The organism is Streptomyces sp. WAC05374 (assembly GCF_004353505.1).
Taxonomy (GTDB): Bacteria; Actinomycetota; Actinomycetes; order Streptomycetales; family Streptomycetaceae; genus Streptomyces.
Genome location: NZ_SMNQ01000027.1, coordinates 1 through 19,291, shown reverse-complemented (window position 1 = coordinate 19,291; position 19,291 = coordinate 1). Strand labels below are relative to the sequence as shown.

The 19,291-nt window shown below is 73.8% G+C and carries 16 protein-coding genes; 9 read left to right on the top strand and 7 right to left on the bottom strand.

Going from position 1 to position 19,291, the window contains the following annotated elements:
- The first annotated feature begins 133 nt into the window (after window positions 1-133).
- Window positions 134-2,956: a DEAD/DEAH box helicase gene (locus E2B92_RS30880; RefSeq protein WP_126884436.1), complete on the top strand. Its 2,823-nt coding sequence runs from the start codon at window positions 134-136 to the stop codon at window positions 2,954-2,956.
- A gap of 128 nt (window positions 2,957-3,084) precedes the next feature.
- On the opposite strand, the gene E2B92_RS30875 is transcribed toward E2B92_RS30880, so the two are convergent.
- A complete protein-coding gene (locus E2B92_RS30875; protein ID WP_126884435.1) occupies window positions 3,085-3,936 on the bottom strand; it encodes a siderophore-interacting protein in 852 nt (283 codons plus the stop codon).
- Window positions 3,937-3,984: 48 nt separating this feature from the next.
- Window positions 3,985-4,890: a 5'-3' exonuclease gene (locus E2B92_RS30870; RefSeq protein WP_126884458.1), complete on the bottom strand. Its 906-nt coding sequence runs from the start codon at window positions 4,888-4,890 to the stop codon at window positions 3,985-3,987.
- Window positions 4,891-5,065: 175 nt separating this feature from the next.
- Between E2B92_RS30870 and E2B92_RS30865 the strand changes: the two genes are divergently transcribed.
- Together E2B92_RS30865 and E2B92_RS30860 are read left to right on the top strand one after the other, a co-directional pair.
- The gene (locus E2B92_RS30865; RefSeq protein ID WP_126884434.1) at window positions 5,066-5,608 is read left to right on the top strand and encodes a helix-turn-helix domain-containing protein; all 543 of its coding nucleotides are present in this window, start codon (window positions 5,066-5,068) and stop codon (window positions 5,606-5,608) included.
- Window positions 5,608-6,333, top strand: a complete 726-nt coding sequence (locus tag E2B92_RS30860) for a helical backbone metal receptor (protein WP_126884433.1) — start codon at window positions 5,608-5,610, stop codon at window positions 6,331-6,333. Before E2B92_RS30865 ends, E2B92_RS30860 begins: the two co-directional genes overlap by 1 nt.
- Here E2B92_RS30860 and E2B92_RS30855 read toward each other — a convergent pair.
- On the bottom strand, window positions 6,251-7,366 hold the full coding sequence (locus E2B92_RS30855) for a TDT family transporter (RefSeq protein WP_126884432.1): 1,116 nt from the start codon (window positions 7,364-7,366) through the stop codon (window positions 6,251-6,253). The genes E2B92_RS30860 and E2B92_RS30855 overlap by 83 nt on opposite strands.
- Before the next feature lie 71 nt (window positions 7,367-7,437).
- Here E2B92_RS30855 and E2B92_RS30850 point away from each other — a divergent pair, with 71 nt between their 5' ends.
- The gene (locus tag E2B92_RS30850; RefSeq protein ID WP_126884431.1) at window positions 7,438-8,337 is read left to right on the top strand and encodes a LysR family transcriptional regulator; all 900 of its coding nucleotides are present in this window, start codon (window positions 7,438-7,440) and stop codon (window positions 8,335-8,337) included.
- A 194-nt stretch (window positions 8,338-8,531) separates the two neighbouring features.
- On the opposite strand, the gene E2B92_RS30845 is transcribed toward E2B92_RS30850, so the two are convergent.
- The 3 genes from E2B92_RS30845 to E2B92_RS30835 form a co-directional block, all read right to left on the bottom strand.
- Entirely contained in the window at window positions 8,532-9,209 is a 678-nt protein-coding gene (locus E2B92_RS30845; RefSeq protein ID WP_126884430.1) for a gamma-glutamyl-gamma-aminobutyrate hydrolase family protein, read from the bottom strand.
- Between the two features lie 11 nt (window positions 9,210-9,220).
- The gene (gene eat, locus E2B92_RS30840; protein WP_126884429.1) at window positions 9,221-10,663 is read right to left on the bottom strand and encodes an ethanolamine permease; all 1,443 of its coding nucleotides are present in this window, start codon (window positions 10,661-10,663) and stop codon (window positions 9,221-9,223) included.
- A gap of 119 nt (window positions 10,664-10,782) precedes the next feature.
- Window positions 10,783-11,529: a FadR/GntR family transcriptional regulator gene (locus E2B92_RS30835; RefSeq protein ID WP_126884428.1), complete on the bottom strand. Its 747-nt coding sequence runs from the start codon at window positions 11,527-11,529 to the stop codon at window positions 10,783-10,785.
- Between the two features lie 78 nt (window positions 11,530-11,607).
- Here E2B92_RS30835 and E2B92_RS30830 point away from each other — a divergent pair, with 78 nt between their 5' ends.
- The 5 genes from E2B92_RS30830 to E2B92_RS30810 all read left to right on the top strand — a co-directional run bounded on the left by E2B92_RS30830 (window position 11,608) and on the right by E2B92_RS30810 (window position 17,426).
- Complete coding sequence (locus tag E2B92_RS30830; RefSeq protein ID WP_126884427.1) at window positions 11,608-12,972, top strand: glutamine synthetase family protein; 1,365 nt, start codon at window positions 11,608-11,610, stop codon at window positions 12,970-12,972.
- Between the two features lie 10 nt (window positions 12,973-12,982).
- Window positions 12,983-14,347, top strand: coding sequence for an aldehyde dehydrogenase family protein (locus E2B92_RS30825; RefSeq protein ID WP_126884426.1), 1,365 nt, complete (start codon window positions 12,983-12,985; stop codon window positions 14,345-14,347).
- A 5-nt stretch (window positions 14,348-14,352) separates the two neighbouring features.
- Entirely contained in the window at window positions 14,353-15,135 is a 783-nt protein-coding gene (locus tag E2B92_RS30820) for a 3-oxoacyl-ACP reductase (RefSeq protein WP_126884425.1), read from the top strand.
- A gap of 86 nt (window positions 15,136-15,221) precedes the next feature.
- Complete coding sequence (locus E2B92_RS30815; RefSeq protein ID WP_126884424.1) at window positions 15,222-16,493, top strand: HAD family hydrolase; 1,272 nt, start codon at window positions 15,222-15,224, stop codon at window positions 16,491-16,493.
- 9 nt (window positions 16,494-16,502) lie between these two features.
- The gene (locus E2B92_RS30810; RefSeq protein ID WP_133087773.1) at window positions 16,503-17,426 is read left to right on the top strand and encodes a DUF2510 domain-containing protein; all 924 of its coding nucleotides are present in this window, start codon (window positions 16,503-16,505) and stop codon (window positions 17,424-17,426) included.
- Between the two features lie 14 nt (window positions 17,427-17,440).
- Here the strand turns inward: E2B92_RS30810 and E2B92_RS30805 are convergent, their stop codons facing one another.
- Window positions 17,441-18,643 carry an amino acid deaminase/aldolase gene (locus E2B92_RS30805; RefSeq protein ID WP_126889565.1) on the bottom strand — a complete coding sequence of 401 codons (1,203 nt, stop codon included), beginning with the start codon at window positions 18,641-18,643 and terminating at the stop codon, window positions 17,441-17,443.
- Window positions 18,644-19,291 lie beyond the last annotated feature (648 nt).

Below are 19,291 nucleotides of genomic sequence, written 5' to 3'. Positions count from 1 at the left end.
GCGGAACGAAGGCCCACCAGGAACTCCTGGTGGGCCTTCGGCCGTTCTCCCCCCGTGACCCCCCGGTCACGGGGTGCTTCACGCGATAAAGATCGGCTGACTGTCAGTGCCGACGGGTAGGCTCGATAGCAAGATGACAGAAGAACTCACACCCGCGGAGGCGTACGCGGCCGCCAGGCTCCGCGCCGCCGAGCAGGCCACCGCGCTCGCCGCATTCCGCGCCCTCTACGACTTCGAGCTGGACCCGTTCCAGGTCGAGGCCTGCCGCGCCCTCGAAGCCGGCAAGGGAGTACTCGTCGCGGCGCCCACCGGCTCGGGCAAGACCATCGTCGGTGAGTTCGCCGTGCACCTCGCCCTGGAGCAGGGGCGCAAGTGCTTCTACACCACGCCCATCAAGGCCCTGTCGAACCAGAAGTACGCCGACCTGGTCAAGCGGTACGGACCGGGCAGGGTCGGCCTGCTCACCGGTGACAACAGCGTCAATTCCGAGGCACCGGTCGTCGTCATGACCACCGAGGTCCTCCGCAACATGCTGTACGCGGGCTCCCAGTCCCTGCGCGGCCTGGGTTACGTGGTGATGGACGAGGTGCACTACCTCTCCGACCGGTTCCGCGGGGCCGTCTGGGAGGAAGTGATCATTCACCTCCCCGAGTCGGTGACCCTCGTGTCACTCTCCGCCACGGTGTCAAACGCCGAGGAGTTCGGTGACTGGCTCGACACCGTCCGTGGCGACACGGAGGTGATCGTCTCCGAGAGCCGGCCCGTGCCGCTGTGGCAGCACGTCCTGGCGGGACGCCGGATCTACGACCTCTTCGAGGAGGAGACCGACCACGGCGGCCGCGGCTCCACCAGGCGCGAGGTCAATCCCGACCTGGTCCGCCTGGCGCGCATGGAGAACACGCGCCCGTCGTTCAACGGCCGCGACCGGCGCCGGGGCCGGGAGGCCGACCGCGAGCGGGAGCGGCGCCAGCGGTCCCGGATCTGGACGCCCGGGCGGCCCGAGGTCATCGAGCGGCTCGACGCCGAGGGGCTGCTCCCCGCCATCACGTTCATCTTCAGCCGGGCCGGCTGCGAGGCCGCCGTCCAGCAGTGCCTGTACGCCGGGCTCCGGCTCAACGACGAGGAGGGACGCGCCCGGGTCCGGGAGATAGTCGAGGAGCGCACCGCCTCGATCCCCACCGAGGACCTGCACGTCCTGGGCTACTACGAATGGCTCGAGGGCCTGGAGCGGGGCATCGCCGCGCACCACGCCGGCATGCTGCCGACCTTCAAGGAGGTCGTCGAGGAGCTCTTCGTCAAGGGCCTGGTCAAGGCCGTGTTCGCCACCGAGACCCTGGCGCTGGGCATCAACATGCCCGCCCGCTCCGTGGTGTTGGAGAAGCTCGTCAAGTGGAACGGCGAGCAGCACGCCGACATCACCCCGGGCGAGTACACCCAGCTCACCGGGCGCGCGGGGCGGCGCGGCATCGACGTCGAGGGCCACGCGGTCGTCCTCTGGCAGCGCGGCATGGACCCCGGCCACCTCGCGGGCCTCGCCGGCACGCGGACCTACCCGCTGCGCTCCAGCTTCAAGCCCTCGTACAACATGGCGGTCAACCTGGTCGACCAGTTCGGCCGGCACCGCTCGCGCGAGCTGCTGGAGACGTCGTTCGCGCAGTTCCAGGCGGACCGGTCGGTCGTCGGCATCTCGCGCCAGGTCCAGCGCAACGAGGAGGGACTCGAGGGCTACCGGGAGGGCATGACCTGCCACCTCGGCGACTTCGAGGAGTACGCCCGGCTGCGCCGCGACCTGAAGGACCGTGAGACGGAACTGGCCAAGCAGGGCGCCGCACAGCGCCGGGTGGCCGCCGCCACGTCCCTGGAGCGGCTCAAGCCGGGTGACGTCATCCATGTGCCGACCGGCAAGTTCGCCGGGCTGGCCCTGGTGCTGGACCCGGGCCTGCCGGCCGGGCGGTCCAACGGCCACCGCGGCTTCGAGCACGTCGACGGGCCGCGCCCGCTGGTGCTCACCGCCGAACGGCAGGTCAAGCGGCTGGCGTCGATCGACTTCCCGGTGCCGGTCGAGCCGCTGGAGCGGATGCGCATCCCCAAGTCGTTCAACCCGCGCTCCCCGCAGTCACGGCGCGACCTGGCGTCCGCCCTGCGCACGAAGGCCGGGCACATCGTGCCGGAGCGGCACCGCAAGGGGCGCTCCCCGGCCGCCGACGACCGCGAGATCACCCGCCTGCGCGCCGCCCTGCGCGCCCACCCCTGCCACGGGTGCGACGAGCGGGAGGACCACGCGCGGTGGGCCGAGCGGTACCACCGTCTCCAGCGCGACACACGGCAGTTGGAGCGGCGCATCGAGGGGCGGACGAACACCATCGCCCGCACCTTCGACCGGATCGTCGCGCTCCTGACCGAGATGGACTACCTGCGCGGCGACGAGGTCACCGAGCACGGCAAGCGTCTCGCCCGTCTCTACGGCGAACTGGACCTGCTGGCCAGCGAATGCCTGCGTGACGGCGTCTGGGAGGGGCTCAGCCCGGCCGAACTGGCCGCGTGCGTCTCGGCGCTGGTCTACGAGGCCCGGCAGGCCGACGACGCGGTGGCGCCGAAGCTGCCGTCGGGCAAGGCCAAGGCGGCGCTCGGCGAGATGGTGCGGATCTGGGGACGGCTGGACGCCCTGGAGGAGGAGTTCCGGATCAACCAGGCCGAGGGCGTCGGCCAGCGCGAACCGGACCTGGGCTTCGCCTGGGCCGCGAACCAGTGGGCCTCCGACAAGGGCCTCGACGAGGTGCTGCGCGAGGCCGAGATGCCGGCGGGCGACTTCGTGCGCTGGTGCAAGCAGGTCATCGACGTCCTGGGCCAGATCGCGGCGGCCGCCCCGTCCGAGGGCAGCACGGTCGCCAGGAACGCCCGCAAGGCGGTCGACGCGCTGCTGCGGGGCGTCGTCGCCTACAGCTCGGTGGGCTGACGCGCCCGTCGCGTACGCCACGAGGGCCCGGCCGGGGCATTCCCGGCCGGGCCCTCGCGTCCGTCGGCGTCGCGTGGCCGGCGACGAGGCCCTCGCGTCCGCGCGGGGGCCGGTCCCGGCGCCGTGCGTCAGGCGGCGGTGGGGCGGGTCTCCTGCTCCCGCTCCACCTGCTCGTTCCAGTCGCGCTTGATGGCCCGCCAGGCCTCGTCCGTCTTGCCCAGGCGCCAGTAACCCGAGATGGACAGGCGCTCGCGCGGCACCTGGCGCTCCAGACGCAGGTGGCGGCGCAGGTCCTTCACGAAGCCCGCCTCGCCGTGGACGAAGGCGTGGACGTCGCCGGGCGGGAAGTCCAGGGCCTGGACGGCGGCCAGCAGCGCGTCGCCGACCGGGCGCCCGGAGCGGTGCAGCCAGCGGAGCTCCACACCGGCCGGCAGGGCGATCTTCTGCTCCTCGGCGGGGGACTCCACCTCGATGAAGGCGTGCCCCACGGCACCCTCCGGAAGCCGCTCCAGCGACGCGGCGATCGCGGGCAGGGCGCTCTCGTCGCCCACCAGCAGGTGCCAGTCGGCCGCCGGGTCCGGCGCGTATCCGCCGCCCGGCCCCAGGAAGCGCACCGTCTCGCCCACCTCGGCCCGCGCCGCCCACGGGCCGGCCAGGCCCTCGTCGCCGTGGACGACGAAGTCGACGGTCAGCTCGCGCTGGGCGGAGTCCCACGCCCGCACGGTGTACGTACGCGTCGTGGGCCACTGCTCGCGGGGGAACTCCTCCCGGATGCGCGTCATGTCGAACGGCTCCGGATAGGTCACGCCCGGCGCCGGGAAGATCAGCTTGATGTAGTGGTCCGTGAACTCGTCCGCGGCGAAGTCGGCCAGCCCCTCGCCGCCGAGGACGATGCGCACCATGTGCGGCGTGAGCCGTTCGGTGCGTACGACACGTGCCTCCTGTGCCTTGGGCGCCTTACGGGCCGGCTGTTCCGCCACGGTGGTCTCCCGGGAGTTGGGTTGCTTAGGCTTACCTAAGCTAACACCTCAGCCTCGAAGAGTGGTCAGAAGCCGCTCCAGGGAGCCCCCCAGCCCCCACCGCGCCGCCAGCCGCTCCAGCTCCGCCGCGTCACGCGGCTGAGCGGGCAGCGCGGGGTCGAACCGGGGCAGCGGCACGTCCCCGGCCACCCGCACCACCTTCGGCGCCACCGCCACGTACTCCCGCGACTCGTCCAGGCGCCGGCGCTGCGCGGGCGTCAGCCGCGACCGCGGGTCGTCCACCGCCGCCATGATCCCGGCCAGGTCGCCGTACGCGTCGAGCAGCTTGGCCGCCGTCTTCTCCCCGATGCCCGGCACGCCCGGCAGCCCGTCGCTCGGGTCGCCGCGCAGCAGCGCCAGGTCCGCGTACCCCGGCCCGTCCACCCCGTACTTCGCCCGCAGCCACGCCTCGTCCGTGACCTGGAGCGTGCCCACGCCCTTGAGCGGATACAGCACCCGCACGCCCCGGGCGTCGTCCACGAGCTGGTACAGGTCCCGGTCGCCGGTCACGATGTCCACCGGCCCCGCCGCCCGCCCGGTCAGCGTCCCGATCACGTCGTCCGCCTCGTACCCCGCGACGCCCACGCGCGCGATGCCCAGCGCGTCCAGCACCGCCTCGATCACCGGGACCTGGGGCGACAGCGTGTCCGGGATCTCCTCCTCGTCCGGCCCCGTCTCCGTCTCCTCGGCGACGCGGTGCGCCTTGTACGACGGGATCAGCTCCACCCGCCACGCGGGCCGCCAGTCCGCGTCCATGCAGGCCACCAGGTCGTCCGGCCGCCGGTCCTGCACCAGCCGGGCGATGAAGTCCAGCAGCCCGCGCACGGCGTTGACCGGCGTGCCGTCCGGCGCCCTCACGGAGTCGGGCACCCCGAAGTAGGCGCGGAAGTACAGGGAAGCGGTGTCGAGGAGCATCAGGCGTCGCGTCACACCCCCGATCATGCCGCACCCCACTGACAGCGCACCGCACCCGGCGCCACGCCCCGTGAACGCCGCACGGGTCGCGTCCCGCCGCGGCTTTCCCTCCCGTTGCGCTACTCGGTGGTACCGCCGCTGCGTAAGGTGGTCGCAGAGGGAGGGAGCCGAGGAGATGGACGACAAGGAAACGCTTCGGGTCGGCGTGGCCGTCCGCAGGCGGCGAAGAGCCATGGCGCTCACCCTCGCCGCGGTGGCCGAGCGCAGCGGACTGTCCGTGCCCTTCCTGAGCCAGATCGAGAACGAGCGCGCCCGCCCCAGCGAGCGCTCGCTCCAGCAGATCGCCGACGCGCTGGAGACCACGACCGTGGCGCTGCTCGACGCCGCCGACCCGGCGCGCACCGTCGACGTCGTACGCGCCGCCGACGACCCCGGCCGGCCCGGCGCCCGGGCGCTGGTGCGCGGCCAGCACCAGATGCACGCCGAGGAGTTCACCGGCGAGCACGACGCCGGACGGGAGCTGGTACTGCGCAACGACGCCATGCTGTACGTCGCCGACGGCGCCGCCCAGGTGGAGGCCGAGGGCCGGGCGTACCGGCTGGAGCGCGGCGACACCCTGTACCTGTCCGGCGGGGTGCGCCACCGCTGGCGGGCCGGCGACCCGCACACCCGCCTCCTCGTCGTCTCGGTCGCCGAGCACATCGAGATCTCCACCTGATGCGGGTCGTCTCGCTCGTCCCCTCCCTCACCGAGGCCGTCGCCGTCACGGCCCCCGGCCTGCTGGTCGGTGCCACGAACTGGTGCACCCACCCGGCCGGGCTCGACGTCACCCGTATCGGCGGCACCAAGAACCCCGACGTTCCCGCGATCGTCGCCCTCCGCCCCGACCTGGTGATCGCCAACGAGGAGGAGAACCGCGCCCCGGACCTCGCCGCCCTGCGCGCCGCCGGGCTGGACGTCCTGGTCACCGACATCCGCAACCTCGACCAGGCGCTCGCCGAACTGGACCGGGTGCTGCGCGCCTGCGGGGTCGGCGCCCGGCCGCCGTGGCTGGAGGAGGCGCGGGCGGCCTGGGCGGCGGTGACACCGGACCCGTACCGCCGCGCCGTCGTGCCCGTCTGGCGCCGCCCCTGGATGGTGCTGGGCCGCGACACCTTCGCGGGCGACCTGCTGGCCCGCCTCGGCGTCGGCAACGCGTACGCCGGGCACGCCGAGCGCTACCCGCGCGTCCCGCTGGAGGAGCTGCGCGCGTGCGGCGCCGACCTCGTCGTCCTGCCGGACGAGCCGTACCGCTTCACCGCCGACGACGGACCCGAGGCGTTCGACGGGCTGCCCGCCGCCCTCGTCGACGGGCGGTACCTCACCTGGTACGGACCGTCCCTCGCGACGGCACCGGAGGCGCTGCGAGCAGCGCTCCGCCGAGCAGCCCCCGGGCCGTCCTGACGGCCGCCGTCAGCCAGGCCGCCACCAGCAGCGCGTACAGCACCACCGCCAGCCACCGCAGCGCCGCCAGCCCGGTGTGCTGGGCCAGCCCCGCCGCACCGGTCACGCACGTCCCCACCGGGAAGGTGAAGGCCCACCACGTCATCGCGAAGCCCATGCCCCGCCGCCGGGCCCGCAGCACCATCGCCCCGGCCAGCGCCAGCCACATCATGGCGAAGCCCATGACGGGCACCCCGTACAGGACGGCGATCTCCCCGGCGTACGCCACGCCCGGTGCCGCGTCGGCGAACTTGGTGGCGGCCGTCGTGGACTGCCCCAGCGGCCCCAGCACCAGCAGCAGCGTCGGCGTCAGGGCGAGCGGCAGCGGCCCGCCGGTCATCAGCCGGCCGAAGACCAGCGGCAGCATCACCAGCGTCGCGAACAGGCTCAGCCCGAACATCGCGTAGCAGGCGATCAGCAGCGTCCGCTGCCACTGGCCCGGCGGCAGGTGCGGCACGAGGAGCGGGCCGAGCGCCGCGGACACCATGGGCGCCACGACGGGCAGCAGCCACACCGGTGAGGCGGAGTCGGCCCGGTGGTTGACCACCATCAGGTACGGGATCGTCACCGCCACCGTCAGGCCGACGGCCGTCCCCGCCACGAACAGCACCGTGTCGAGGGCGACCGCAGCGTCCGCCCCGATCAGGTCCCCGCCGACGATGAGGGCACCGCCGCCTACCGAGACCAGCGCCATGGCCAGGCACCCGTAGAACGGGGCGACGGCCGGGTCCAGGAGGTGGGCCCGCGCCTGGTCGCGGTGGAGCGTCCAGTGCAGCGCCCGCGCCGCGAGCAGGGCGAGCAGCATCACCAGCGACAGCGCCCACACGGCGGCGCACACGGCGCGCAGACCGGGTACCCGCAGGGGCAGGGTGGCGCCCGCGTTGGCGACGATCGCGGTACCCATCACCGTCGCGTACCAGTTGGGTCCGAGGTGCCGGACGCCCGGGGTACGGCGGACGCGGGGGAGTGGTGGGTGCTGCGCGAGAAGGGCCATGGGCCCCAGCCTGACCTGCGCGGATGCCCCCCACCAGAGATCATGTCCCTATGACCCCATAAACTGAACTTATGAGCGTCTCGCATCGTGTGCCCGATCTCGGGGCCCTGGAACTGCTCCTCGCCGTCGCCCGGCACGGCAGCCTGGGCCGGGCCGCGCGCGAGGTCGGCATCACCCAGCCCGCCGCCAGCAGCCGCATCCGGTCCATGGAGCGGCAACTGGGGGTCGCCCTGGTGGACCGCTCCCCGCGCGGCTCCCGCCTCACCGACGCGGGCGCGCTGGTCACGGACTGGGCGCGGCGCGTGGTCGAGGCGGCCGAGGCGTTCGACGCGGGCGCCCAGGCGCTGCGCGACCGGCGCGACTCCCGGCTGCGCGTCGCCGCGTCCATGACCATCGCCGAGTACCTGCTGCCCGGCTGGCTCATCGCGCTGCGCGCCGAGCGCCCCGACACGGCCGTCTCGCTCCGGGCGGGCAACTCGACCGCCGTCGCGGCCAGCCTGCTCGCCGGGGAGGCGGACCTGGGGTACGTCGAGGGTCTCACCGTCCCGGAGGGCCTGGACGCGGTGGTCGTGGCCCACGACCGGCTGGTGGTGGTCGCGGCGCCCTCCCACCGCTGGGCGCGCCGCCGCGCCCCGCTGACCCCCGCCGAGCTGGCCGCCACCCCCCTGGTGCTGCGCGAGTACGGCTCGGGCACCCGCCAGGTGCTGGACGCGGCGCTGGCCGAGCACGGGGGCCTCGCCGACCCGCTGCTGGAGCTCGCCTCCACGACGGCCGTGAAGGCGGCCGCGGTGACGGGCGCGGGCCCGGCGGTGCTCAGCGAACTCGCGGTCACCGAGGAACTCACCTCCCGCCGCCTCGTCGAGGTCCCCGTGGAGGGCGTCCAGCTCCACCGCGCCCTCCGCGCGGTCTGGCCCACCGGCCCCCTCCCCACCGGCCCGGCCCGCGACCTCCTCTCCCTGGCACGGGGCTGAGCCGCCCGGGTGGGTGCCTCAACTCCGCGTCCGGAGTCACCCTTTGACGTGTTACGGGCGCGCCGAGTCCGTTCCCGTCCGGAACGTCGATCATGTGCTTGTCCGTACGGGTGAAGGAACCGCCCCGCCTCCCGGCCGCCTCAGGCGCGTGAAAGGCCCGGCGCACCTTCCGGTGAGCCGGGCCTTTCGGGGGGTCAGGAGGAGGCAGCCACCAGGCCCCGCATGACGCGGAGGTCGTCGCCCATCTCCGGGTGCCACTGGACGCCCAGGGCCCAGGGGGCGCCGGGGAGTTCGAGGGCCTCCACGGTGCCGTCCTCGGCGTGGGCGCACTCCACCAGGCCCTCGCCCAGGCGGTCCACGGCCTGGTGGTGGTAGGTGGGGACCGTGGTGGCCTCGCCGACCAGGGAGGCGTACCGGGTGCCGGGGACCGGCTTCACGGTGTGGGCGCCCAGGACGCCGACGCCGCCGGTGTGTCCGTCCAGGTGCTGGAGCAGGGTGCCGCCGAGCGCCACGTTCAGGAGCTGCATGCCGCGGCAGATGCCCAGCACGGGGGTGCCCTTCTCCAGGGCGGCCCCGATCAGGGCGAGCTCCCAGTCGTCCCGTGCCGTCGCCGCCGGGCCCGTACGGGGGTCGCGGTCGGCGCCGTACCGGGACGGGTCGACGTCCGCCCCGCCGGCGACGACCAGGCCGTCGAGGCGGGCGACCACCTCGGCGGCGACCGACGGCGCGTCCGGCGGGAGCATCGCGGCGAGGCCGCCCGACGCCTGGACCAGGCGGGGGTACGCCTCCGGGAGGAGGGCGGCGGGCATCTCCCACACGCCCCACTTCGCGGGGTCCAGGTAGGTGGTGACGCCGATGAGCGGCTTCGGCACGGCGGTTCCTCTCAGTTGCGTTCGAGCTCGGCCTCGGCCGCGGCCAGCGCCGCGAACTCCTCCTCGGGCGCGCTCGCGACGAGACGGTGACGACTGTAGAAGGCGAAGTAGGCGAGGGCGACCACATAGACCCCGAGCGCGATGAACGCCGCGTCCTTGTCCACCAGGAACGTCGCCACCAGCGCGGACAGGGCCAGGACGAGGGCGACCGAGGACGTCACGACCCCGCCGGGCGTGCGGTACGGGCGCGGCAGGTCCGGCTCCCGGCGCCGCAGCACGATGTGGGACAGGGCCATCAGGGCGTAACTGATGGTGGCGCCGAACACCGCGATGTTCAGCATCCGCCCGCCGTTCCCGGTCCCCGCGGCCAGCGCGAAGCCGATCGCCCCGGGGATCAGCAGGCCCAGGTACGGGGACTTGCGGCGGCTGGTCAGCGACAGCACGCGGGGCAGGTACCCCGCCCGGGACAGGGCGAAGAGCTGGCGGGAGCCCGCGTAGATCAGCGAGAAGAACGACGCCACCAGGCCCGCGAGCCCCGCGTAGTTGACGAACCGGCTCAGCGCGGTCGGGTCGCCGTCCCCCTGGAGGGCCACCACCAGGGGGTTGCCGGCGTCCTGGATGGCGGCCGACCCGCGTACGCCCGTCGAGGCGAAGAACGTCACCACGGCGAGCAGCACCAGGATCAGCATCGACAGCGACAGCGCCCGCGGCATGGACCGCACCGGGTCCTTCGCCTCCTCGGCGGCCAGCGGCACGCCCTCCACGCCCAGGAAGAACCACATCCCGAAGGGGAACGCGGCCCAGATGCCCAGCAGGCCGTACGGCAGCCAGGAGTTCGACCCGAACGCCGCCGGGTCGGCCGGGATGTCGTCGAGCCCGTCCACGTGGAAATCCGTGAACGCGCCGGCCGCGAAGATGAGCAGCGCCGCCACCGCGATGGCCGTCACGATCAGGCTGAAGCGCAGGGCCTCGCCGACGCCCCACAGGTGGATGCCGATGAAGACGACGAAGCAGGCCAGGTAGACGGGCCAGCCCGACTCCAGGCCGAACAGGCCCAGGGATTCGACGTAGTCGCCGATGAAGATGGAGATGGCGGCCGGGGCGAGGATGTACTCGATGAGGATGGCCGTCCCCGTCAGGAACCCGCCCCAGGTGCCGAGCGCGCGGCGCGCGAAGCCGTAGCCGCCGCCCGCCGCGGGCAGGATGGCGGACAGTTCGGCGAGGGCGTGGACGAGACAGGCGTACATCACGCCCATCAGGAGGGTGGCGATCGCCAGCCCGCCGAAACCGCCCTCGGCGAGGCCGATGTTCCAGCCGGAGAAGTCGCCCGAGACGACGTACCCGACGCCGAGCCCGGTGAGGAGCAGCCAGCCGGCGCTGCCCTGCCGCAGGGCCCGGCGCTTGAGGTAGTCGTCCGCGGCGAGGGATGTGTCCTTGGTTTCTTCCAGCGTCATGGCAGCAGTGCTCCCGCGTCGGTCGGGACCCAATGGAATGGACCCATACCTTTGCGGTGGGTGGCCGGGAACGCAAGGCCCTTGCGTTACTTTCGGGTTACGCCGCCGGCCCGGCCGCGCTACGTCAGGAAGCCGCGCAGCAGCGCCGCCGTCCCCGCGCAGTGCTCCCGCATCACCTCGCGCGCCGCGTCCGCGTCCCCCTCGAGAACCGCCTCCACCAGCGCGGTGTGCTGGTGCTGCGAGTGCTCCAGGTTGCGTACGAGCAGGGGGATGCAGTCCAGCAGGTCGTTCACCGACGCCCGCACCGCCGCGTACTGCGCGGTCAGCGTGGGGGAGCCGGACAGTTCCGCCAGCGTCAGGTGCAGCAGCGTGTCGTGGCGGCGGTAGTCCTCCAGCGGTGCGTCGTGCGTCGCCCGCAGCGCCGCGCGCAGCCGCTCGGCACCCTCCTCGGACAGCCCGTGCGCCGCGCACAGCCCCGCCGCGCCCACCTCCAGGACCTCGCGGAAGCGCAGCGTGTCCTCCACGTCCACGGACGCGATCCGGCGCCGCAGCTCCTCCTCGCCGCTGTCACCGGCCGTGCGGTCCCGGTGCAGCACAAACGTTCCGCCGTAGCGGCCGCGCCGGCTCTCCACCAGGCCCTGCTCCTGGAGCACCTTGAGCACCTCGCGCAGCGTCACGCGGCTGATGCCCATCCGGTCCGCCAGCTCCCGCTCCGCCGGCAGCCGCTCGCCGCCGGGCACCAGGCCGAGCCGGACGACCTGGAGGATCTGCTCCAGCGCCTCCTCGAAGCCGTTGCCCGCCCGCACGGGGCGCAGCACGGGCGCCAGCCGGTCCCCGGGCTCACGTCCCGGGCTCTTCTTCGCCACCTCGCGGTTTCCCCTTCCCAAGCAATGGTCTTCCGCAATACCTTATGGCTTCCGGCTGACCGAAGGAGGAGCAATCCCGTGGCAGACCGCAAACCCCCGCTCGGTGTCGAGGAGCTGCGTGCCCTCGTCGCGAGCGGTGAGATCGACACAGTGGTCCTGGCCTTCCCCGATATGCAAGGGCGGCTCCAGGGCAAGCGGTTCGCCGCACCGTTCTTCCTCGACGAGGTACTGGAGCACGGCACGGAGGGCTGCAACTACCTCCTCGCCGTCGACGTGGAGCTCAACACCGTCGACGGCTACGACATGTCCTCGTGGGCCAAGGGCTACGGCGACTTCGCCATGCGCCCCGACCTGTCGACCCTGCGCCGCGTCCCCTGGAACGAGGGCACGGCCATGCTCGTCGCCGACCTGACCTGGAACGACGGCTCACCCGTCGTCGCCGCGCCGCGCCAGATCCTGCGCCGCCAGCTCGAGCGGCTCGCCGCGCACGGCTACACCGCCCACGTCGGCACCGAGCTCGAGTTCATCGTCTTCAAGGACACCTACGAACAGGCCTGGAACGCGGACTACCGCGACCTGACCCCGGCCAACCAGTACAACATCGACTATTCGATCCTCGGCACCGGCCGCATCGAGCCGCTCCTGCGCCGCATCCGCAACGAGATGGCCGCCGCCGGGCTGACCGTCGAGTCCGCCAAGGGCGAGTGCAACCCCGGCCAGCACGAGATCGCGTTCAAGTACGACGAGGCCCTGGTCACCTGCGACCAGCACGCCATCTACAAGACCGGCGCCAAGGAGATCGCCTCCCAGGAGGGCGTCTCGCTCACCTTCATGGCGAAGTACAACGAGCGCGAGGGCAACTCCTGTCACATCCACCTGTCGCTGCAGGACGCCGACGGCCGCAACGTCATGGCGGGGGACGGGCCGGGCGGCATGTCGCCGGTCATGCGGCACTTCCTCGCCGGACAGCTCGCCGCCCTCCGCGACTTCTCCCTCCTCTACGCGCCCAACATCAACTCCTACAAGCGCTTCCAGCCCGGCTCCTTCGCACCGACCGCCGTCGCCTGGGGCTACGACAACCGCACCTGCTCCCTGCGGGTCGTCGGCCACGGCCGCTCGATGCGCTTCGAGAACCGCCTCCCCGGCGGCGACGTCAACCCGTACCTCGCCGTCGCGGGCCTGATCGCGGCCGGCCTGTACGGCATCGAACAGGAGCTGGAGCTCCCCGAGCCGTGCGACGGCAACGCGTACACCGCCGACTACGCCCACGTCCCCACCACCCTGCGCGAGGCCGCCGAGCTGTGGGAGACCAGCCCCATCGCCAAGGCCGCCTTCGGGGACGAGGTCGTCGCCCACTACCGCAACATGGCGCGCGTCGAGCTCGAAGCGTTCGACGCCGCGGTGACCGACTGGGAGCTGCGCCGCTCCTTCGAACGCATGTGAGGCCCCTGTCTTGACCACCGAGCACCTCGTACTCAACCCGGCCACCGAAGAGGTCGTCGCGACCGTCCCGGCCGCCACCCCCGCCGACGTCGACGCCGCCGTCACCCGTGCCGCCGAGGCCCAGCGCGGCTGGGCGGCCGCCGCACCCGCCGACCGCGCCCGCCTGCTGCGCCGCTTCGCCACCGTCGTCGACGAGCACGTCGAGGAACTGGCCCGGCTGGAGGTCCGCGAGGCCGGCCACACCCTCGGCAACGCCCGCTGGGAGGCCGGCAACGTCCGCGACCTGCTCGACTACGCGGCCGGGGGAGTCGAACGCCTCAACGGCCGCCAGATCCCCGTACCCGGCGGCCTGGACGTCACCCTCCTGGAACCGCTCGGCGTCATCGGCGTGATCGCCCCATGGAACTTCCCCATGCCGATCGCCGCGTGGGGCACCGCCCCCGCCCTCGCGGCCGGCAACGCGGTCATCCTCAAGCCCGCCGAGACGACCCCGCTCACCGCCCTCCGGCTCGCCGGACTCGCTCTGGAGGCCGGACTCCCCGAAGGGCTGTTCCAGGTCCTGCCGGGCGAGGGCGCGGTCGCCGGCAACGCCCTCGTCGAGCACCCCGGAGTCGCGAAGATCGTCTTCACCGGCTCCACCCGCGTCGGCAAGCGCATCATGGCCACCTGCGCCGACCGCGTGAAGCGCGTGACGCTCGAACTCGGCGGCAAGAGCCCCAACATCGTCTTCGCCGACGCCGACATCGAGGCCGCGGCGGCCGCCGCCCCCCTGTCCTTCCTGGACAACGCCGGCCAGGACTGCTGCGCCCGCACCCGCATCCTCGTCCAGCGCGGCGCCTACGACCGGTTCCTGGAACTCCTCACCCCCGCCATCGAGGAGATCGTCGTCGGCGACCCGTCCGACGAGAAGACGCAGATGGGCCCGCTGATCTCCCGGGTACAGCTCGAACGGGTCCGCTCGTACGTCCCCGAGGACGCCGCCGGCATCCGAGGCAAGGCCCCCGAGGGCCCCGGCTTCTGGTTCCCGCCCACCGTCCTCACCGGCCTCCCGCCCGACGCGCCCGCCGCCGTCGAGGAGGTCTTCGGCCCCGTCGCCGTCGTCCTGCCCTTCGACGACGAGGAGGACGCCGTACGCCTCGCCAACGCCACCGAGTACGGTCTGTCCGGCTCCATCTGGACCCGTGACGTCGGCCGAGCCCTGCGCGTCTCCGGCGCCGTCCGGGCCGGGAACCTCTCCGTCAACTCCCACTCCAGCGTCCGCTACTGGACCCCGTTCGGCGGCTACAAGCAGTCCGGCCTCGGCCGCGAACTCGGCCCCGACGCCCTCACCGCCTTCACCGAAACCAAGAACGTCTTCATCAGCACGGAGGCCTGACCACCATGACCGAAACCCCTGTGTGCCGCCGCCTCGTGGGCCGTACCGCCGTCATCACCGGCGCCGGCAGCGGCATCGGCCTCGCCACCGCCCGCCGCCTCGCCTCCGAGGGCGCGCACGTCGTCTGCGGCGACATCGACGAGATGGCCGGCAAGGCGGCGGCCGACGAGGTCGGCGGCACCTTCGTCCGCGTCGACGTCACGGACGCCGAGCAGGTCGAGGCGCTCTTCAAGACCGCGTACGACACCTACGGCAGCGTGGACATCGCCTTCAACAACGCGGGCATCTCGCCGCCCGACGACGACTCCATCCTCACCACCGGCCTGGAGGCCTGGAAGCGCGTCCAGGAAGTCAACCTCACCTCCGTCTACCTGTGCTGCAAGGCCGCCATCCCCTACATGCAGCGCCAGGGCAGGGGCTCCATCATCAACACGGCCTCCTTCGTGGCCATCATGGGCGCCGCCACCAGCCAGATCTCGTACACCGCCTCCAAGGGCGGCGTCCTCGCCATGTCCCGCGAACTGGGCGTGCAGTTCGCCCGCGAGGGCATCCGCGTCAACGCCCTGTGCCCCGGGCCGGTGAACACCCCGCTCCTCCAGGAACTGTTCGCCAAGGACCCCGAGCGCGCCGCCCGCCGCCTGGTCCACATCCCGGCCGGCCGCTTCGCCGAGGCCGAGGAGATCGCCGCCGCCGTCGCGTTCCTGGCCAGCGACGACTCCTCGTTCATCAACGCCACCGACTTCCTCGTCGACGGCGGCATCTCCGGCGCGTACGTCACCCCCCTGTAGCCCCCGCCGTTCACCCCGCATCCACCCTCCCGACAGCCGGGCGTCGCACGACGCCCGGCTGTCCTGCGTAGACCAGGAGCGTGTACGTGACAGACATACGCCGCTGGGCCGCCGCCGCGGCCGCCCTCACCCTGACCGTCACCGGCCTCACCGCCGCCTCGGCGACCGCGCGGGCCGACGCCCCGCGCTGCCCGGTGCTCACCGCCACCGACGGCTGGCACGGCGACAACGGGGCCCGCCTCCAGGAACTGATCGACCGTCACGGCCGGTGCGGAGGCAACCGTACGGACGGCGCACGGCCCCTGGCCGTCTTCGACTGGGACAACACCGTCATCAAGAACGACGTCGGCGACGCCACCATGTACTGGCTCCTCCGCAACAGCCGCATCCGCCCGCCCCGCGCCGGCGACTGGCACACCACCAGCCGCCACCTCACCGACGCGGCCGCCACCTCCCTCGCCGCCGCCTGCCCCACCGGCGTACACACCCTCCCCACCGCCACCGACACCGACTGCGCCGACGAGATCAGAAGCGTGTACGAGGACGGCGAGACCACCCGCGGCGAGCCGGCCTTCACCGGGTTCGACCACCGGCGCACGGAGCCGCGGTACGCCTGGCTCGCCCAGCTCCTCAACGGCTGGACCACCCGCCAGGCCGAGGCGTTCGCCGCCGCCGCCCGCGGCGAGAACCTCGCCGCGCCGATCGGTGCCGCGCAGCGCGTCGGCAGCGGCACGGCCACCGGCTGGATACGCCACTACGACCAGCAGCGCGACCTCATCGCCACGCTCCACAAGGCCGGGTTCGACGTGTGGATCGTCTCCGCCTCGCCCGAACCGGTCGTCGACGTCTGGGCCAAGGGCGTCGGCGTCACGCCCTCCCGCGCCATCGGCATCCGCAACGTGACGCGAGGAGGCCGCCTCACCGCCCGGCTCCAGGGCTGCGGCACCGTCCGCGACGGCGAGGACACGATGATCACGTACATCGACGGCAAACGCTGCTGGATCAACCGGGAGATCCTCGGCGTACGCGGCCCGGCGGCCGAACAGGTCCAGCCCGCCCACCGCAGGCAGGTGTTCGCCGCCGGCGACTCCGACACCGACGTCTCCTTCCTGCGCGACGCGACCGCCCTGCGCCTGGTCGTCAACCGCAACAAGGACGAGGTGATGTGCCGGGCGTACGACAACGCCGACGGCCGCTGGATCGTCAACCCCATGTTCCTCCAGCCCAAGCCGCGCAAGGTCACCCCGTACCCGTGCGCCACCTCCGGTCACACCGCCGCCGACGGCAGCCGCGGCCCCGTGCTGCGGGGCGACGGCAGCGTCGTACCGGACCAGTGGGACACCGTGCACGCCCCCTAGAGTGGCCGCATGAGCATGACGCCCCCTCCCTCCGCGCCCGGCGGCGCGGGGGGACCCGCAGGCTGGTACCCCGCTCCGGGCAACCCCGCCGTCGAGCACTGGTGGGACGGCACCGCCTGGACCGGGCACACCCGGTTCGCCTCCCCCGCGACGGTCGTCGCCGCCCCGCCTCCGGCGAGGCGGTCCGGCCGGCCGATCGCCGTCGCGGCGGCGGTCGTCGCGGCCGTGGCCGTGGCCGCCACGGCGGTGGTCGCCCTGGACTCCGGCGACGAGCCCCCCGCTGCCACCGGGCACACGTCCGCGCCCCCGGCCGCCGGCCCCGCGCCCGCGAGCTCCCCGCCCGCGTCCCCGTCGCCCGGCGAGGAGGACCCCACGGTCGTCACCGACCAGCTCAACGGCATCACCCTCCCCATCCTCGAAGGCTGGGAGAACCCGGAGTTCACCAGCGGCGACCTCCCGACCGTGTCGACGGTCGCCGCCGACCCGTGCCCGGCCGCGCCCAGCCGCTCCTGCGAGCACGGCTCGGTCGTCTCGCTCACCGCCACGGCGACCGGCGACAGCGACCCGAAGGCCATCGCCCGGAAGGACATCGGAAAGGCCGCCGACAGCGCCTTCGAGGAGGACGCCCTCGGCGTCCGGCCCCACGGCGGCATCCGCTCCCACACCGTGGTCGCCGACCGGCCCGCCGTCGTCGCCGGACGCACCGGGCACCTGGTCCGCTGGCGGGTCACCACCAACCAGGGCCCCGGCGGCTACGTCCAGTCCCTCGTCTTCCCGTCCTCCCTGGGCAGCGAGTCGCCGGTCATCGTGCGGTTCGTCCTCTCCGCCGGGCCCGGCGCGCCGCCGCCGTCCGTCATGGACGAGATCACGAAGGGCATCCGGCCCATCGGCAGCTCGACCGGCGGGGGAGTGGGCAGCACCATCGGGCCGTGACGGCCGGAGGGCCCCTACAGGAACGTGCGGCCCTCGCCCCGGTACGTCGGTACGGTCGCCGTGACCCGGTCACCCTCGATCAGGTGCAGCGCGTCGAACCGCTCGCACAGCTCACCCGCCTTCGCGTGCCGGAACCACACCTTGTCCCCGATCAGCAGGTCGTCGGCGGGGGAACCCAGCAGCGGGGTCTGCACCTCGCCGGCGCCCTCCTGCGGGTCGTAGCGCAGGCCCTCCGGCAGGTACGGGACCGGCAGCCGGTCCCGGCCCGCCGCACCCGACGCCGGGTAGCCGCCGCCCAGCACGGTCACCACGCCCACACCCGGCCGCCGGACCACGGGCTGCGCGAACAGCGCCGCCGGACGGCCCGTGAACGACGTGTAGTTGTCGAACAGCCGCGGGACGAACAGCCCCGACCCGGCCGCTATCTCGGTGACCGCGTCCTCGGCGGCCGTGTGCTGGACGCTGCCCGTCCCGCCCCCGTTGACGAACTCCAGGCCGGGTGCCACCGCCCGCACCGCCGCCACCACGGCCGCCCGCCGCGCCGCCAGCTCCCGGCGGGCCGCCGCCTGCATCAACCGCACCGCCCGCGACCGCACCGGCCGCCCCGCGATCGCGTCACCGACCCCGGCGACATGGCCCTCGTACGCCATCAGCCCGACGAGCCGGAACCCCGGCCGCCGCACCACCGACCGTGCCACCTCCGCCACCTGCGCCGGGGTCCGCAGCGGCGAACGCCGGGCCCCGACCCGTACCCGGCCGCCCAGCAGGTGCAGCGACGTATCGAGCTCCAGGCAGACCCGGACCTCCTCCGTGCCGCCGTCCCGGGCCCGGTCGATCAGGTCGAGCTGCGCCGGGTCGTCGACCATCACGGTCACCGCGCCCGCGAGCTTGGCGTCCCGCGCCAGCTCCCCGAAACCGGCCCGGTCGGCCGAGGGGTACGCCAGCAGGACGTCCTCGAACCCGGCGCGCGCCAGCCACAGCGACTCGTCGAGGGTGTACGACATGATCCCCGCGAACCCGTCCCGCGCCAGCACCCGCTCCAGCAGCGCCCGGCAGCGTACGGACTTGCTCGCCACCCGTACCGGCTTCCCGCCGGCGCGGCGGACCAGGTCGTCGGCGTTCGCGTCGAACGCCTCCAGGTCGACGACGGCGACGGGCGCGTCGAGGTGGGCGGTGGCCCGGTCGTACCGGGCCCGGTCAGCGGCACGCGGAGTCATGGCCAGAGCCTGCCAGACCTGTCTACCCGGGGGTAGGGGGATGTTCCGGTCAGATCCGCCCCGACCTGCGGCCTCGTTCCCGTCCCGGTGTCCGCAGCCCGTAGAGTTACCCGCACGCGCTGACGAACGGGCCTGCCCCGCAAGGCGATCCGGACGACACCGAGGGGGGCGGATGAGCACCGAGGCACGACACCCTTCCTCCCGCGTCCCGGACACCGCCCGCACCCCGCCGCCCCCCGCGATACCGCCGGCCGTCAACACCGCCCCCGGCCCGGCTCCCACGACCCCCGCCCCGGCCCCGAAGTCCGGCACACGGGTCCCGGCCCCCGCGCAGGACACCCGGCCGGAGCCCGCAGTCCCCAGGCCCGCCGCCCCGGCCCCCGAGGTTCCGGGGCCAGGCGCCTCGTCGCCCGCCCCCCGGCCCGCCGGCACCCGCCGGGAGCCCGGGGCCGAAAGCGCTGAGAGCGCCGAGAGCACGGCCCGGCTGCGGCCCGTGCGCGAGGCCCCGGCCGCGCCGCCGTCACCGGCGGCCCCGCCCGCGCCCACCCGCGCCACGCCGCCCATGGCCACCCCCGCCGCGCCCCCCAAGCCCCCGGCCCTGCCCACCCCGGCCCCCCCCGCGCCCGCCCGGAAAAGCGCCGGGAGGGG